This window comes from Streptomyces sp. BV286 (genome assembly GCF_019090165.1).
GTDB lineage: Bacteria > Actinomycetota > Actinomycetes > Streptomycetales > Streptomycetaceae > Streptomyces.
Genome location: NZ_JAHRIB010000142.1, coordinates 1 through 14,795 on the forward strand (window position 1 = coordinate 1; position 14,795 = coordinate 14,795).

At 71.6% G+C, this 14,795-nt stretch carries 15 protein-coding genes and 1 pseudogene; 9 read left to right on the forward strand and 7 right to left on the reverse strand.

The annotated features are described in order from the left end of the window. A pseudogene (locus KUF83_RS22075) lies at positions 1–550 on the reverse strand (FUSC family protein); the annotation flags it as partial. Positions 551–723: 173 nt separating this feature from the next. Between KUF83_RS22075 and KUF83_RS22080 the strand changes: the two are divergent. The 5 genes from KUF83_RS22080 to KUF83_RS22100 all read left to right on the forward strand — a co-directional run bounded on the left by KUF83_RS22080 (position 724) and on the right by KUF83_RS22100 (position 4,918). Further along, positions 724–1,272, forward strand: a complete 549-nt coding sequence (locus KUF83_RS22080; protein WP_217456507.1) for a DUF5134 domain-containing protein — start codon at positions 724–726, stop codon at positions 1,270–1,272. A 127-nt stretch (positions 1,273–1,399) separates the two neighbouring features. After that, positions 1,400–2,332: a M56 family metallopeptidase gene (locus KUF83_RS22085; RefSeq protein ID WP_217456508.1), complete on the forward strand. Its 933-nt coding sequence runs from the start codon at positions 1,400–1,402 to the stop codon at positions 2,330–2,332. A 67-nt stretch (positions 2,333–2,399) separates the two neighbouring features. After that, complete coding sequence (locus KUF83_RS22090; RefSeq protein ID WP_217456509.1) at positions 2,400–3,083, forward strand: phosphatase PAP2 family protein; 684 nt, start codon at positions 2,400–2,402, stop codon at positions 3,081–3,083. A gap of 73 nt (positions 3,084–3,156) precedes the next feature. After that, positions 3,157–3,855 carry an HAD family hydrolase gene (locus KUF83_RS22095; RefSeq protein ID WP_217456510.1) on the forward strand — a complete coding sequence of 233 codons (699 nt, stop codon included), beginning with the start codon at positions 3,157–3,159 and terminating at the stop codon, positions 3,853–3,855. Positions 3,856–4,198: 343 nt separating this feature from the next. After that, on the forward strand, positions 4,199–4,918 hold the full coding sequence (locus tag KUF83_RS22100) for a TetR/AcrR family transcriptional regulator (protein WP_217456511.1): 720 nt from the start codon (positions 4,199–4,201) through the stop codon (positions 4,916–4,918). Here the strand turns inward: KUF83_RS22100 and KUF83_RS22105 are convergent. Beyond that, positions 4,906–6,408, reverse strand: coding sequence for an LVIVD repeat-containing protein (locus KUF83_RS22105; protein WP_217456512.1), 1,503 nt, complete (start codon positions 6,406–6,408; stop codon positions 4,906–4,908). The two genes, KUF83_RS22100 and KUF83_RS22105, sit on opposite strands and share 13 nt — an antisense overlap. A gap of 193 nt (positions 6,409–6,601) precedes the next feature. Between KUF83_RS22105 and KUF83_RS22110 the strand changes: the two genes are divergently transcribed. After that, positions 6,602–7,249: a DUF305 domain-containing protein gene (locus KUF83_RS22110; protein WP_308403090.1), complete on the forward strand. Its 648-nt coding sequence runs from the start codon at positions 6,602–6,604 to the stop codon at positions 7,247–7,249. 12 nt (positions 7,250–7,261) lie between these two features. On the opposite strand, the gene KUF83_RS22115 is transcribed toward KUF83_RS22110, so the two are convergent. Continuing rightward, positions 7,262–7,738, reverse strand: coding sequence for a DUF6214 family protein (locus KUF83_RS22115; protein ID WP_217456514.1), 477 nt, complete (start codon positions 7,736–7,738; stop codon positions 7,262–7,264). Positions 7,739–7,963: 225 nt separating this feature from the next. On the opposite strand from KUF83_RS22115, the gene KUF83_RS22120 reads away from it, so the two are divergent. After that, entirely contained in the window at positions 7,964–9,313 is a 1,350-nt protein-coding gene (locus KUF83_RS22120; protein WP_217456515.1) for an FAD-dependent oxidoreductase, read from the forward strand. A gap of 49 nt (positions 9,314–9,362) precedes the next feature. Here KUF83_RS22120 and KUF83_RS22125 read toward each other — a convergent pair whose 3' ends face one another. After that, complete coding sequence (locus KUF83_RS22125) at positions 9,363–9,722, reverse strand: helix-turn-helix transcriptional regulator (RefSeq protein ID WP_217456516.1); 360 nt, start codon at positions 9,720–9,722, stop codon at positions 9,363–9,365. Positions 9,723–9,860: 138 nt separating this feature from the next. On the opposite strand from KUF83_RS22125, the gene KUF83_RS22130 reads away from it, so the two are divergent. Beyond that, positions 9,861–10,940, forward strand: coding sequence for an NADH:flavin oxidoreductase/NADH oxidase (locus tag KUF83_RS22130; RefSeq protein WP_217456517.1), 1,080 nt, complete (start codon positions 9,861–9,863; stop codon positions 10,938–10,940). Between the two features lie 18 nt (positions 10,941–10,958). On the opposite strand, the gene KUF83_RS22135 is transcribed toward KUF83_RS22130, so the two are convergent. The 3 genes from KUF83_RS22135 to KUF83_RS22145 all read right to left on the reverse strand — a co-directional run bounded on the left by KUF83_RS22135 (position 10,959) and on the right by KUF83_RS22145 (position 13,441). Continuing rightward, a complete protein-coding gene (locus KUF83_RS22135) occupies positions 10,959–11,702 on the reverse strand; it encodes an SDR family oxidoreductase (RefSeq protein WP_217456518.1) in 744 nt (247 codons plus the stop codon). Between the two features lie 108 nt (positions 11,703–11,810). Then, entirely contained in the window at positions 11,811–12,725 is a 915-nt protein-coding gene (locus tag KUF83_RS22140; protein WP_217456519.1) for an RNA polymerase sigma-70 factor, read from the reverse strand. A gap of 149 nt (positions 12,726–12,874) precedes the next feature. Next, entirely contained in the window at positions 12,875–13,441 is a 567-nt protein-coding gene (locus KUF83_RS22145; protein WP_217456520.1) for a hypothetical protein, read from the reverse strand. 199 nt (positions 13,442–13,640) lie between these two features. On the opposite strand from KUF83_RS22145, the gene KUF83_RS22150 reads away from it, so the two are divergent. After that, positions 13,641–14,726 carry an exo-alpha-sialidase gene (locus KUF83_RS22150; protein WP_217456521.1) on the forward strand — a complete coding sequence of 362 codons (1,086 nt, stop codon included), beginning with the start codon at positions 13,641–13,643 and terminating at the stop codon, positions 14,724–14,726. Positions 14,727–14,795 lie beyond the last annotated feature (69 nt).

The window sequence follows — 14,795 nt, forward strand, 5'->3', positions numbered from 1 at the left end:
GTTCCGGCCCGTGCGGGCGCACGAGGCCCGGTGCCATGCCGACGAGCCACGCCCAGGCGCCCGCCGCGGCACCGAGGGCGAGGTGGCCGGGGACCTGTCCGAGCGTCTGCGGAGCGAAGAGGGAGGCCGAGCTGATGAAGGTGAAGATCACCGGTCCGGGCGGTCCGATGCGCGTCGCGTCGCACAGCGCCTTCTGCGCGGCGGCCAGCAGTGCGCCGACGCAGACCAGGATCACCGCGGAGGATGTGAGCGACGCCGTGACCAGCGCCGTCGCGACCGAGGCGAGCATGCCGAGCACCACCCAGGCCAGAGCACGGCCGCGCGCCGCGTACGGGAGGTGGTGGGCGTAGAGCGCGCAGAGGGATCCGGCCATGGTGTAGAGGGCGAGATCCAGTCGGCCGAGCGCCAGCAGCGTCAGGTTCGGCACGCCGACCGCGACGACCACGCTCAGCGCGGGCTTGAACCAGATGTCGGAGGGCCGGCCGATCCGCAGGACCCCGGCGAGGGGCAGTCGGCGCACGCGGACGGGGTTCGGTTCGGCACTGCTCATGAACAAAAGGTTAGCAGGTGTTTTACTCGTAAAACATTACCCCCTTCTGGTCTCCGATCCGTGGTGCACCCCCGCACGCTCCCCGCGTACCCCATTGCGCTCGCTTGCGCTCCGCCCGGCCCGGGCATCTCTTCGACCGGACTGTCCGACACCGTCGAGCGGGGAGGTACGCGGTGCACGGTCCGGCGTCGTCCGGCTGGCTGCTCGTCGCGCTGTGCGCGGCGACCGGGGCCTACTGTCTGCTGCGCATGCGCAGCACCGTCGAGGAGCAGCGCCGCACCGCGGGCGGTGAGGCGCTGATGGGATTCGGCATGGCCGCGATGGCCGTGCCCGCCGTGGCCCTGGCGCCGCCGCGCTGGGCCTGGGCCGCCTACGCTGCCGTGTTCGGGGCGGCCGCCCTGCGCGCCCTGTGGGCGGCGCGGAGCGGCACCCACCATCTCCACCACCTGGTGGGCGCGTTCGCCATGGTCTACATGGCCGCGGTGATGGCGAGCGGGGCGCATTCCGGAGTTCCCGCCCTCACCGGGGCACTGCTCATGTACTTCACGGCGTACGTGCTCTGGACCGGTACGCGACTCGTCCCACTCGCCGTCGCCGGCCACCCGGGAGGTGTCCGCTCGGGAGGTGTCCGCGCGACCGGCTGGGGCGACCGGCTGGAGCTGGCGCGGGCCTGCCGGCTCTCCATGGGCATCGGCATGCTCGCCATGCTTCTCACACTCTGAGCAGGTCCTTCTCACGCTCTGGACCGGCGTTTTCCACGCCCCGGACCGGCCGGGCCCGATCGTGGTCTGCGTCACTTGCCGCGAGCGGTCGTATCCCGGGGCGCCGCCGCGCTCATAGGCTGCACCCATGATGGTCCCCGCGGCACTGCTGCTGCTCGGCGCCCTGGCCGCCGTCCTCGCTCCGAGGCTGCTCGCCCGGACGGACTGGCAGGACCGCGAACCGGTGGTCGCCCTGTGGGTGTGGCAGTGCGTGGTGGTGGCCGTACTGCTGTGCTGCGCGCTGTCGATGACGCTCAGCGCGGCCGCCGCCTGGCAGGGGGTCCGCGGCCATGTCTTCGCCCCCGCCCCGCACGCCGTGGTGGAGGCCTACGCGCTCACCGGAGGCCCCTGGGCCGCGGCGACGGCGGTGACGCTCGCACTCGGCGCCGCGTGGAGCGCGACCATGCTGGCCCGCGAGATCACCCGGGCCAGAACCGGACGCCGTCAGCAGAGCGGCGAACTCCTCCTGCGCGCACCGCTGTTGCCCGGCGAGCAGCCGGGCAGCGAGCGCCTCGTGGTCCTGGAGGGCGAGCGTCCCGACGTCTGGTGGCTGCCCGGAGCCGCGCCCCGCCTCGTCATCACCACGGCCGCACTGCGACGGCTCAAAGGACAGCAACTGGACGCCGTGCTCGCCCATGAACAGGGGCACGCGCGCGCCCGGCACGACTGGCTGCTGCACTCCTCGGCCGCGCTGGCCACTGGCTTTCCGCGGGTTCCGGTGTTCGCGGCGTTCCGTGACGAGATGCACCGGCTGGTGGAACTCGCCGCCGACGACATGGCGTCGCGCCGTTTCGGCCGACTGACGATCGCCCTCGCCCTGGTGGAACTCAACGAGGACCGCGGGGTGTTCGGCCCCTGCCCCACCCCGCAGGCCCACGTCCCGCTGCGCGTCCACCGGCTGCTCACTCCCCCGAACCGCCTCCCGGCCGTCCGTCGGCTGAGGCTCACCGCGGCCGCGGCGCTGGTGCCGGTGGTCCCCGTCCTGGTGACCTTCGTACCAGGCCTGCGGGCGCTCGGATAGCCGGATCCACCACGCTCCGGGCACCCCGGGTTCGCCTCCGGCCCCACCGGTCGGCGAGGATCGATGCATGCACTCTCCCGTCGACTCGCCGCCCCACGCGTCAGGCACCGGGATCGCCCTGCGCGTTGCCGCGGCTCTCGCCCTGCCCACCGTGCTGCTGCTCGTTCTCGTCGCGCTCTCCTGGGATCCACTCATGACCCTCGACGGCGACATCGCCCGCACCACCCACCGCTGGGCGGTCGACGACCCTGATGTGACCCAGACGTTCCGCATCCTCACGGACTGGGTGTGGGACCCGTGGACGATGCGCGCCATCGTCACCGTCACCGTGCTCTGGCTGGTGCTGCACCACGGTGCGTGGTGGCTCGGCCTGTGGGTGGCGGCCACCTGTCTTCTCGGCACACTGCTCCAGCAGGGGCTCAAGGCGGCGGTCGACCGGAAGCGGCCCGTCTGGTCCGACCCCGTGGACTCCGCCCACTTCGCGGCCTTCCCCTCCGGGCACGCCATGACGGCCACGGTGGTGTGCGGCCTGCTGCTGTGGCTCCTCCACCTGTACGGCGCCGGACGCGTCCTGTGGCGTGTCGCGCTGACCGTGTCGGTGGTGTCCGTCGTCGGCGTGGGGCTCACTCGTGTCTGGCTGGGTGTGCACTGGCCCTCGGACGTGCTCGGCGGCTGGCTCCTGGGCGCGCTGGCGGTGGCGCTCGCCGTGGCCACGTACGCGCGGTTCCGGGGCACCGCCGAACTGCGCTGACGGTACGCGCCTGCGCTGCCCGACGGCCCGGCAGCACACACTGGCCGGACGGACCGGCCGGTAGGGTCCCCGCATGACTGCCGTGCTGTTCGACTTCTCCGGGACGCTCTTCCGGATCGAATCCACCGAGTCCTGGCTGCGCGCCGTACTGGCCGATGCCGAAGTGTCCCTGTCCGAGCAGGAGTTGCTCCGGACGGCGAAGGAGCTGGAGGCGGCGGGTGCGCTGCCCGGCGGGGCCTGTTCGTCGGATCCGGTACCGGTTCCGGACGAGTTGACCGCGCTGTGGGCCGTCCGGGACCAGAGCGCCGAGCTGCACCGGGCCGCGTACACCGGGGCCTCCCGTCGGGTGGCGCTGCCCCTTCCGGGGCTCCACGACGCGCTGTACGACCGGCACATGACGCCGGCGGCCTGGCGGCCGTACTCCGACGCGGCCGAGGTGCTGCGCACACTCCATGAGCGCGGTGTGGCCGTCGGCGTGGTCAGCAACATCGGCTGGGATCCGCGGCCCGTGTTCCGCGAGTACGGCCTCGACCCGTACGTCGGCGCCTACGTCCTGTCGTACGAGCACGGCATCCAGAAGCCCGACCCCCGGCTCTTCGCGACCGCGTGCGACGCGCTCGGGGCGGATCCGCGCGAGACGCTCATGGTGGGCGACGACCGGCGCGCCGACGGCGGGGCGGCGGCCCTGGGGTGCCGAGTGCACTTCGTCGACCATCTCCCGGTGACGGAGCGGCCGGACGCCCTGCGGGCCGTGCTGGAGCTGATCCGCTGAGGACGCGTCCGTCCCTCGGGTCCAGCAGGTCGAGGTGGCCGGCCCTGGGCAGGTCGGCGCCGGGCGATCGGTAGCGGCTGGGTGCGGTGCGCGGCGTCGGGGCGCTGAAGAAGCACCGGTTCCGGCATCCGGCGTACGTGGCGTCCGCGGCCCCGTGCGTCTGTGCCCCGTCCCGCTCGACCGGCACCCGGTCACAGGGACGGGACACGTCCTTCCCGTCCGCCCGGGACGATCCCCCGCGTCGCCCCGAGCGGACGGCAGCCCGGACAAGGCCCCTGAAGGAGCCGGTCCGGACGCGTTGAGTATAGTTGGCTGGCAGCCAGTCAACGCAGGAGTACATAGGATGTCCCCTCGCAGCGCCTCGGTCAATGAAGAGTTGCGGCGGCGTTCCCGGGAGAGGCTCCTGCAGGCGGCGCTCGAGCTCGTCGGCGAGCGGGGGTACGACGCCACGACGCTGGGCGACATCGCGGACCGCGCGGGTTCCGCCCGGGGTCTCGTCTCGTACTACTTCCCCGGCAAGCGTCTGCTCGTCCAGTCCGCCGTGCACCGGTTGATGCACCGCACGCTGGAGGAGGCCCTGGAGCGCGAGCCGCGCACCGAGGACGGCAGGGAGCGCATGGCCCGGGCCATCGACGCGATCCTGGGACTCACCCGCGACCACCCCGTGCTGATGCGCCAGCACATGGCGGGCATCCTGCAGGGCGAGGGGTTCAAGCAGTGTCCGGAGCAGCGGCGCCTGGCGGAACTGCTCAGCGACACGATGGCCCGCTACGGCTCGCCTGACGCCGCCGTCGACTACCCCATGCTGCGGGCGCTGCTGATGGGTTCGGTCTACACCGCTCTGGTGCCCGGGGCCGCGATGCCGTTGCCGGTGCTGCGGGCCGAGCTGTTCCGGCGGTACGGGCTCGACTGGGAGCGGGGTGCCCCGCCGGGCGCCGAAGCACCCGACGGGACGTACCGCGAGGACGTCTCACGGTTCTTCGCTCCCGAGAGCCGCGAGGCGGGCCACGGTGACGGTCAGGAGCGCAGTCGTGAGGCGGACGGGGCCGGTCAGTCGAAGTAGTCCGGCTGCGTCTGGACGTTCAGCTCGCGCTGACGGTTCCACTTCGCCGGGTCCGTACGACGGTCGTTGATCTTCAGGACGTCGAAGCCCTTGACCATGTCGTTCGAGTAGATGTAGCCGTTGTAGTAGTACGCGGACCAGGAGCCACCGCCGACCATGGTCGTGGTGCTCAGCGGGCCGCGCTCGAAGAAGGCGATCTCCTTCGGCTTCGAGGAGTTCGTGAAGTCCCAGACGGAGATGCCGCCCTGGTACCAGGCCTGGACCATGATGTCCTTGCCCTTGACCGGGATCAGCGAGCCGTTGTGGGCCACGCAGTTCTCGGTGTCCGCCTGGTGACGGGGGATCTTGAAGTAGCTCTTGAAGACGAGCTTGCGCTTGTCGCCCTTGCCGACGATGTCGTAGATGCCGTCCGCGCCGCGGTTCGGACCGACGGTCGCGTTGCAGGTGGCCGCCCCGCCGCCGCCCAGCTCGTCGGTGAAGACGACCTTGTTGGCCTTCTGGTTGAAGCTCGCCGAGTGCCAGAACGCGAAGTTCACGTTGTCCTGGACCTGGTCGATGATCTTCGGGTTCTCCGGGTCCTTGATGGAGAAGAGGATGCCGTCGCCCATGCAGGCGCCGGCGGCGAGGTCCCGGGAGGGCAGCACGGTGATGTCGTGGCAGCCCGTGGTCTTGGAGACGCCCGGGTTGGTGGGCCCGCCCGGGTTGCCGCCGCCGTCCGCTCCGTCACCGGGGAACAGGACGGGGAAGTTGACCACCGCCGCCTTCTGCGGAGCCTTGCGCGGGACCTTGATGACCGAGATGCCGTCGTGCGGCGGCTGGCAGTCGGGGAACGCGGTGCTCGGCGAGTACGAGGAGACGTACACGTAGACGTTCTTGCGCTCCGGCACCAGCGTGTGGGTGTGGGAGCCGCAGGCCGTCTCGACGGCAGCGACGTACTTCGGGTTCTTCTTGTCGCTGATGTCGAAGACCTTCATGCCCTCCCACGACGACTTCTCGCTCGCGGGCTGCGTGGTGCTGCTGCAGGAGTTGTCGCTGCGCGAGGAGTCGGTGGAGAGGAAGAGCAGGTCACCGGAGACGGAGATGTCGTTCTGCGAGCCCGGGCAGAGCACCTGCGAGACCGTCTTCGGGGACTTCGGGTTGCTGATGTCGAAGATGCGGAAGCCGTCGTAGTTGCCGGCGAACGCGTACCTGCCCTGGAAGGCGAGGTCCGAATTGGTGCCGGGCAGCGCGTCCTTGGGGATGTTCGCGAGGTGCTCGATGTTGGCCGAGTGGACGATCTCGTCCTGCCCGGGTATCTCGCCCTTCGCGATCGCCGCCCTGGCCTCGGCGGCCTCGCCCTTGGAGACCTTCTCCGACGTCACCGGCGCGTCCCCGGGGTCAGGGGTCGCGACCGCCGGACCGGCTGTCAGCAGGGCGGCCAGAAGTCCGGCCGCGGTGGCGGCAACTCCGAGACGTCTGCGCCGCGTTCGGTGGTTGTTCAACAGGGTCACTGCGTCCTCCCTTGTAGCCGTTCACAGTCGAACGGTCCAGGTACCTCCGCAGTATCGTCTTCATCATGCACAGATCAACAGACGGCAACGCATTCGTAATGAATGTTTTTGATCAGCGGTGTTCGGAAGCATGTTAGGACGGTCATCAACACTCACGAGGTGTCAGCCGATTCATGTGCCGCAGGAGGTCACTGTGCTCGCTCGCCGTACGCCCCGCCGTCTGATCACGGCGTCCGTGACGGCCGTCGTCCTCACGCTCGGCGGTTGCACGGGCTCGGACGACGACACCAAGTCCGCGTCGGGAACGGGCCCTTCCGTGATCGCCCCCGGCAAGCCGGGTGAGGCCGCCGAGACGCTCTCCGCCGCGGACGCCGCGGAGCAGCGCTCCGACGACGACACGCCCAACTCGGCGGACACGGACTACGCCCGGATGATGATCGTGCATCACACCCAGGCGCTGGAGATGACCGAACTCGTCCCGAAACGCGCCGCGTCGACCCGGGTGAAGCGGCTCGCGGAGCGGATCTCGGCCGCCCAGGGCCCGGAGATCGAGACGATGGAGGCCTGGCTCAAGAACCACGGCGGCGCCAAGAAGGGCAAGAGCCACACCCACGACCTGATGCCGGGCATGGCGACCGGTCCGCAGCTCAAGAACCTGCGCGCGGCGAAGGGCACGGCGTTCGACGAGCTCTTCCTGAAGCTGATGATCACCCACCACAACGGGGCGGTCACCATGGCCACGGACGTCCTCTCGCAGGGCAACAACATCCAGATCGGCGAGATGGCCGACGACGTGATCGCCCAGCAGACGTCCGAGATCAGCCGGATGCGCGAGATGTGACGCGCCGCTCCGTCAGCGGCGGGCGTGGCGGGGCGCGAGAAGACCCGCGTCCCGCGCCCCGGCGATCAGTCCGAGCGCGCGCCGACGGCTGTGCCCGGTCGCGGCCATCACCGCGAGCACCGGATCCCGCCCCGCCCGCTGAGCCTCGGAATACTCTGCGGCGACGAGGCGCAGGCCCTCCACGCCGCGCGGCCGCGCAGGGCGCGCGTGCCGCTTGTCGGGACTCCCCTCGTCGGACGTGTCGTCGCCCGGCGCTCCGGCCGCGCCCCCGCACGCCTCCAGGAGCGGGCCCTCGATCCAGTCGGGGAGCACCGCGAGGTCGTCGAGCGAGAGCGCGGGCCGGGCGCGTACGTCCTCGATGGCGACGCATCCCTCGCACACCGCCGCGAGCAGGTCGACTCCGGCACCGTCGTCGAAGGCGAGCCGGACGGTGCACCACGTCGTCGCGGTGCCGTTCTCCCGCACTTTCCAGGCAGGTCGTACGGACACCGCCCCGTCCGGCTCATCACGATCGGAAAGATTAAGAAAGGATGGTTCCAGCACATACGCAACGTAACCGCATGATCAGATCTTTGCGGACAGGCGCGCTCGGGGGGCCGCCGCGGCACACCGTCGGCGCAAGCGCCCGGTTGTGGCCCTCCCCCGACGGGCCGTGCGGTGCGATGCTGGAAGCACCAGCGAACTCCTCGTTCTCCTCGGGGAAGGGGTTGTGCCGTGCTGCAGGTCGCCGTCATCGGCTCGGGGCCGAGTGGGGTGTACGCCGCGCAGGGTCTTGTCCAGCAGGAGCAGGTGCCCGGGGTGAGGGTCGACGTCCTGGACCGGCTGCCGTGCCCGTACGGTCTGGTGCGCTACGGCGTGGCGCCCGACCACGAGAAGATCAAGTCGCTGCAGGGCACGCTGCGTACGATCCTGGAGCACGAGCGGGTGCGGTTCCTCGGCGGTGTCCGGGTCGGCCCGGACGGGCTGCCGGCCGCTCGGCTGAGGGAGCTCTACCACGCGGTCGTGTACTGCGTGGGCGCCGCCACCGACCGGCATCTCGGCGTGCCCGGGGAGGACCTGCCGGGCAGTTGGTCGGCGACCGACTTCGTGTCCTGGTACAGCGCGCATCCGGACGTCGTGTCCGACGGTTTCGTGCTCGGCGCGCGGGCGGCGGTCGTCATCGGCGTGGGGAACGTGGCGGTGGACGTGACCCGGATGCTGGCCCGCGGCGCCGCGGAGCTGAGTCCGACGGACATGCCCCAGGCGGCGTTCGACGCACTGTCCGGCAGCCTGGTGCGGGAGATCCGGATGGTGGGGCGGCGCGGCCCCTCGCAGGCCCGCTTCACCACCAAGGAGCTGCGGGAGCTCGGCGGTCTGCCGGACACCGACGTCGTCGTGGATCCCGCCGAACTGGCGCTCGATCCGGCGTACCTGGATCCGTCCGCCCTGCCTGCCGCACAGCGGCGCAACATCGAGGTGCTGCGCGGGTGGGCCGAGCGGCCGCCGGCCGGCGGCTCCCGGCGGATCCGGCTCCGCTTCTTCCTGCGGCCGGTCGCGCTGCTCCCGGGTGAGACAGGGCGTGTGCGCGCCGTCCGCTTCGAGCGGACGCTCCCGGACGGCCGCGGCGGCGTGGCGGGCACGGGTGAACACGAGGACATCGAGGCCCAGTTGGTCCTGCGCTCGGTCGGCTACCGCGGCGTACCGCTGGAGGGTCTGCCCTTCGACGCGGCCCGCGGCACGGTGCCCCATCTCGCGGGCCGCGTCCTGCGCGACGGATCGGTGTCCCCCGGCGAGTACGTGGCCGGCTGGATCAAGCGCGGCCCGACGGGAGTCATCGGCACCAACCGGCCCTGCGCGAAGGAGACGGTGACCTCGCTCCTGGCGGACGCACCCGTACTCGTACGCCGCGAGGTGCCGACGGATCCGCTCGCCGCGCTGAGGGCGGAGGGCCTGCGCCCCGTCGAATGGGCGGGATGGCAGGCGATCGAACGGGCGGAGGCGGAACTCGGCGCCTCGCTCGGCCGGGGCGTGGTCAAGCTCCCCGACTGGCAGGCACTACGGGAAGCAGCCGAGCACGGCCGGTGAGGAGCCCTGCGCCTGACGCTCCGTCAGGCGCCTTCCCCCGAAAGGCGGTTCAGCTTCCGCCGAGGCGGACGGCCTGCCGGGTGGCGGCGTCGAGGACGCTGTCGAGAAGCCCCGGGAAGAGGTCGTCCAGGTCGTCCCGCCGCAGCCCGTTCATCTTGGCGGTACCCCGGTAGACCTGGCGGATCACGCCCGCCTCGCGGAGCACCCTGAAGTGGTGCGTGGTCGTGGACTTGGTGACGGGCAGGTCGAAGTGCGAGCAGGACAGTTCACCGGCATCGGCGGCGAGCTCTCGCACGACCAGGAGCCGCATCGGGTCGGAGAACGCGTGGAGTACGGCTTCGAGCCGGATCTCCCCGCGCCCGGGGTGCGGTAGGTCGCGGCTGCTGCTGGTCGGGGCGGCGGTCGTCACGGCGGCTCCAGTCCGTCGGGTCCGGTGGTTCCTCCGGAGATTTTCATTGTACGAGAACTCTCGTAGTTTGACATCCGCCGTACTACGATGCCTATCGTACGAGTAGTCAACGGAGCCCCGCCAAGATTGGAGTCCGCCGTGAGCGCCCTCTTCGAGCCTTACACCCTGCGCGAGCTGACCGTCCCGAACCGGGTCTGGATGCCGCCGATGTGCCAGTACTCGGCCGCGCCGCAGGGCCCGTCGACGGGCGTCCCCAACGACTGGCACTTCGCCCACTACGCGGCCCGTGCCGCGGGCGGCACCGGCCTGATCATCGTCGAGGCCACGGCGGTCAGCCCCGAGGGCCGGATCTCGCCCTACGACCTGGGCCTCTGGAACGACACCCAGACCGAGGCGTTCCGACGGATCACGCGCTTCCTGGTGTCCCAGGGCACCGTCCCCGCGATCCAGCTCGCCCACGCCGGCCGCAAGGCCTCGACCGACCGTCCCTGGATGGGCGGCGCGCCGGTCGGTGCCGACAGCCACGGCTGGCAGCCGGTCGGTCCGAGCCCGCTCGCCTTCGACGAGAACCACCCCGTGCCGACCGAGCTGACGGTGGACGGCATCCGCGAGGTCGTCGGGCAGTTCGCCGACGCCGCGCGGCGCGCGCTGGAGGCCGGTTTCGAGGTCGCCGAGATCCATGGCGCCCACGGCTACCTGATCGGGGAGTTCCTCTCGCCGCACTCCAACCGGCGCACGGACGCGTACGGCGGCTCGTACGAGAACCGGGTGCGCCTCGCCCTGGAGGTCGTGGACGCCGTGCGTGAGGTGTGGCCCGAGGACAAGCCGCTGTTCTTCCGCATCTCGGCCACCGACTGGCTGGAGGAGAACGGCTGGACGGCCGACGACACGGTCCGCTTCGCCGCCGAACTGACCGCCCACGGTGTCGACCTGATCGACGTGTCCTCGGGCGGCAACGCGTCCGGCGTACGCATCCCCCTCGAGCCCGGCTACCAGGTCCCCTTCGCCGCACGCGTCAAGGACGAGACGTCCATGGCGGTCGCCGCCGTCGGTCTCATCACCGATGTCGAGCAGGCCGAGAAGATCGTCGCCAACGGCGAGGCGGACGCCGTGCTGCTCGGTCGGGAACTGCTGCGCAACCCCTCCTGGGCCCGGCACGCGGCCCGCGAGCTCGGGGGCGACGTGCACGTGCCGGACCAGTACCACCGCTCTGTCTGAGCGGCGCCGCGGAGGCCGCTACCGCCGTTCGAGCCAGTCGGCGAAGCTGGTCCCGGCGAGGTGGGCGCCCGGGCCGGGGAGAAGCTCGCGCCCCGCGGGGTGCGCGCCGAAGTAGCCGACGGACTCGTCGGTGACGACCTCCCTCGGGTCCTCCTCGGCCGCCAGGCCCCTGCGGACGAACTCGTCGAGGCGGATCTCCTCGGGGCCTCCCACCTCGGTGGTGCCGTTCAGCGGATCCCCCGCGGCGGCCAGGGCGACCGCCGCGACCACGTCGTCGGAGGCGAGCGGCTGGACGAGCGAGGAGGGCAGCCGGACCGTGCCGCCCTCGGTGGCCCCGGCGGCGATGCCCTTCGCGAACTCGAAGAACTGTGTGGCGCGGACGATGGAGTACGGGATGCCGGAGGCCTTGATCAGTTCCTCCTGGGCGACCTTGGCACGCAGGTAGCCCGAGGCGGGCAGCTGTTCGCTCCCCACGACGGACAGGGCGACGTGGTGTCCCACGCCGGCCGCCGCCTCGGCCGCGACGAGGTTGGCGGTGGACGTACGGAAGAACTCCAGGACCGCGCTGTCCTCGAAGGAGGGCGAGTTGGACACGTCGACGACGACCGCGGCGCCCTTCAGGGCGTCGTCCAGGCCCTCTCCGGTGATGCTGTTGACGCCCGTGTTCGGGGAGGCGGGGAGCACCTCGTGGCCGTCCGCCCCGAGCCTGGCGACGAGCTTCGACCCGATGAGCCCCGTACCGCCGATCACTACGATCTTCATGGTGCGACCTTTCCGGTTCGGTCCGACGGACTCGGACCTGCTGACCGGGTAGACCGGACAGGGTCCGGGTTTGTGACAGCCCGGCTCGTCTCCTCGGGTCGCCGCCTCCTACGAGGCTCCGCGTGATCCCGGGAGCGACCGGACGTACCCGTCGAGCTTGACGGGGTTCATCACCCACATGATCCGGTCGATTCCCTGCGCGGACACGTCGAGGGACAGCAGAGCGGTGGCGCGCCCCTCGTGCGAGACGAGCACGGCGGGCCGGCCGTTCGCCTCCGTCCATTCGATCCCGGCTCCGGGCCAGAACCTCGGCGTGAAGGCCACCAGGTACCTGGCCACCCGGGCACCGCCGGACACCGCGATCCTCGACGCGCCACGCACTCCCCCGCCGTCCGAGTAGCTGACGGCGTCGTCGGCGAGGAGCTCTTCGAGCGCCGCGAGATCGCCGGTCCTCGCGGCCGACAGGAAGACCTCGAACAGACGCCGGTGCTCGCCCGCGTCCACCGGCTCGCGCCGCTCGGCGGCGAGCCGCCTGCGCGCCCGGCTGACCAGCTGCCGGGCGTTGGCCAGGCCCGTTTCGACGATGGCCGCGATCTGCTCGTACGGGTAGTCGAAGGCCTCGCGCAGGACGTACGCCGCCCGCTCCGTCGGCGTCAGTTTCTCCAGCAGATGGAGCACAGCGAGCTCCAGCGCCTCGCCGCGTTCGGCCCCCAGCTGCGGATCGGCGCTCGTGTCCACGGGTTCGGGGAGCCAGGGACCGATGTACGTCTCGCGGCGCACCCGCGCGGACCGGGCGACGTTGATCGCGAGGCGCGTCACCACGGTGGCCAGATAGGCGGGCGGGTCCGCCACGACCGTCCGGTCCGTCGACTGCCAGCGCAGCCAGGCCTCCTGAACCACGTCCTCGGCCTCCACCGCGCTGCCGAGCATCCGGTAGGCGATGCCGAAGAGCTGCCGCCGTACGCCGACGAAGACCGACGCGGCCTCGTCCAGCGCACCCTTGTCCTGGTGGTCCGAGTGCATCGCCCGCTCGTCCTCCGCCGCTGGGTGCCCCTCCGGTGAACCCGTCGATCCTTTCACGGGCGCGGACCGGGCCACGGACACGGCGCACTCCGTGCCCGAGAGGAGACCCTCGAGCCGAATCGTTTCCTCATCGGCTTCGGCCGGTCACCTCAGCCGGTCTTCCACCCCCACTGCGGACCGACCCGCGCCCACTCCGCGTCCCACTGGTCCAGCCGCCGCCGCTCCATACGGCCCCGGACCAGCCGCCCGCCCGCGAGGGGCACGGCCGCCGCGATCACACCCAGCAATGTTCCGATCAGTCCGGCCCGCAGGCTCGCCTGGGCCTCCGTGACGGGTCGGGTGACGAGGCGGCCCTCGGGGTCGGTCCACACCCTGACCGGGGTGCCCGCCGTGCTGCCCGGCTCGACCCGGGTCTGCCCTTGGTGCGTGGTGCCGTCGGCGGCGGACCAGCGCACCTCGGCCCACACCCGCTCGGGACCGGAGGCCGTGCCGGGCGCGCGCTCGGTGAGCTGGGCGAGCACGGGGCGCCACTCGACGCGCTCCCGGGCGAGGCTGTGCTCGACCGACCGCGTCGCGGCCAGGCCCGCGAGCGTCCCGGCGAGCAGGGCGAGGAGCCACACGGCGAGCACGGTCCAGGCCTCTAACTTGTCGCTCCTGCGCCGCAGAGGGTTGGGCCACCAACGCCACAGCAGCGCCCTCGGACCACGTAACGCCATCGCAGGCCCCTCTCCTCACGCACACGGGATGCCCTCCCATACGGGAGCGGCGGCCTCGATGCTCACGAGATGTTCCCCACATCGCCGACACTCCGCGAAAAGCGCCCTGACCTGCACCGATATGACGTCCAGGGGTGACTGTCAGTGCCTGGGTGCAGACTGGCCCGTACCTGAGACAACGACGTCCGGAGGTGGCGGCATGGCCGAGGTACTGCTCGCGGTGGGCACACGCAAGGGACTGTTCATCGGGCGGCGGCGCGGTGGCGCCTGGGAGTTCGACGACAGCCCGTATTTCAACGCGCAGGCGGTGTACTCGATCGCCGTCGACACCCGGACCGACGTCCCGCGGCTTCTCGTCGGCGGCGACAGCGCGCACTGGGGTCCGTCCGTGTTCCACTCCGACGACCTGGGCCGTACCTGGACCGAACCGGCGAAGGCCGCCGTCAAGTTCCCCCAGGACACGGGGGCTTCGCTGGAGCGGGTCTGGCAGCTCCACCCCTCGGCGGCCGAACCGGACGTGGTGTTCGCGGGCACGGAGCCGGCCGCGCTGTGGCGCTCGACGGACCGGGGCGAGTCCTTCGAGCTCGTCCGCCCGCTCTGGGAGCACCCCACCCGCTCGCGCTGGGTCCCGGGCGGCGGCGGTGAGGGTATGCACACGATCCTGACCGACGCCCGCGACCCGCGTGCGATGACGGTCGCCGTCTCCACTGCCGGTGTCTTCCGCACGAGGGACGGCGGGGAGAGCTGGGAGCCGTCCAACTCCGGTGTCTCGGCGGTGTTCCTGCCCGATCCCGACCCGGAGTTCGGCCAGTGCGTCCACAAGGTCGCACGGGACGCGGCGACACCGGACCGTCTCTACCTCCAGAATCACTGGGGCGTGTACCGCAGCGACGACGCGGGGACACACTGGACCGACATCGGCGAAGGCCTGCCGTCCACGTTCGGCTTCGCCGCGGCCGCACATCCGCACCGTGGGGACACCGCGTACGTCTTCCCCATCAACGCCGACTCGGACCGCATCCCGGCGGACCGCCGCTGCCGCGTCTTCCGCACGTCGGACGCCGGCAAGAGCTGGGAGCCGCTCTCGGCGGGCCTGCCGCAGGAGGACCACTACGGAACGGTCCTCCGCGACGCACTGTGCACGGACGACGCCGACCCGGCGGGCGTGTACTTCGGCAACCGCAACGGCGAGTTGTTCGCGTCGGCCGACGACGGCGACAGCTGGCAGCAGCTGGCGTCCCATCTGCCGGACGTGCTCTGTGTCCGGGCCGCGGTGATCGGTTGAGCTCCCGCCCGCGACCGGCCGCCGGCACCCCGCCGGTCCCCGGTGCCCGCGCGAACCGCGTCACCTGCC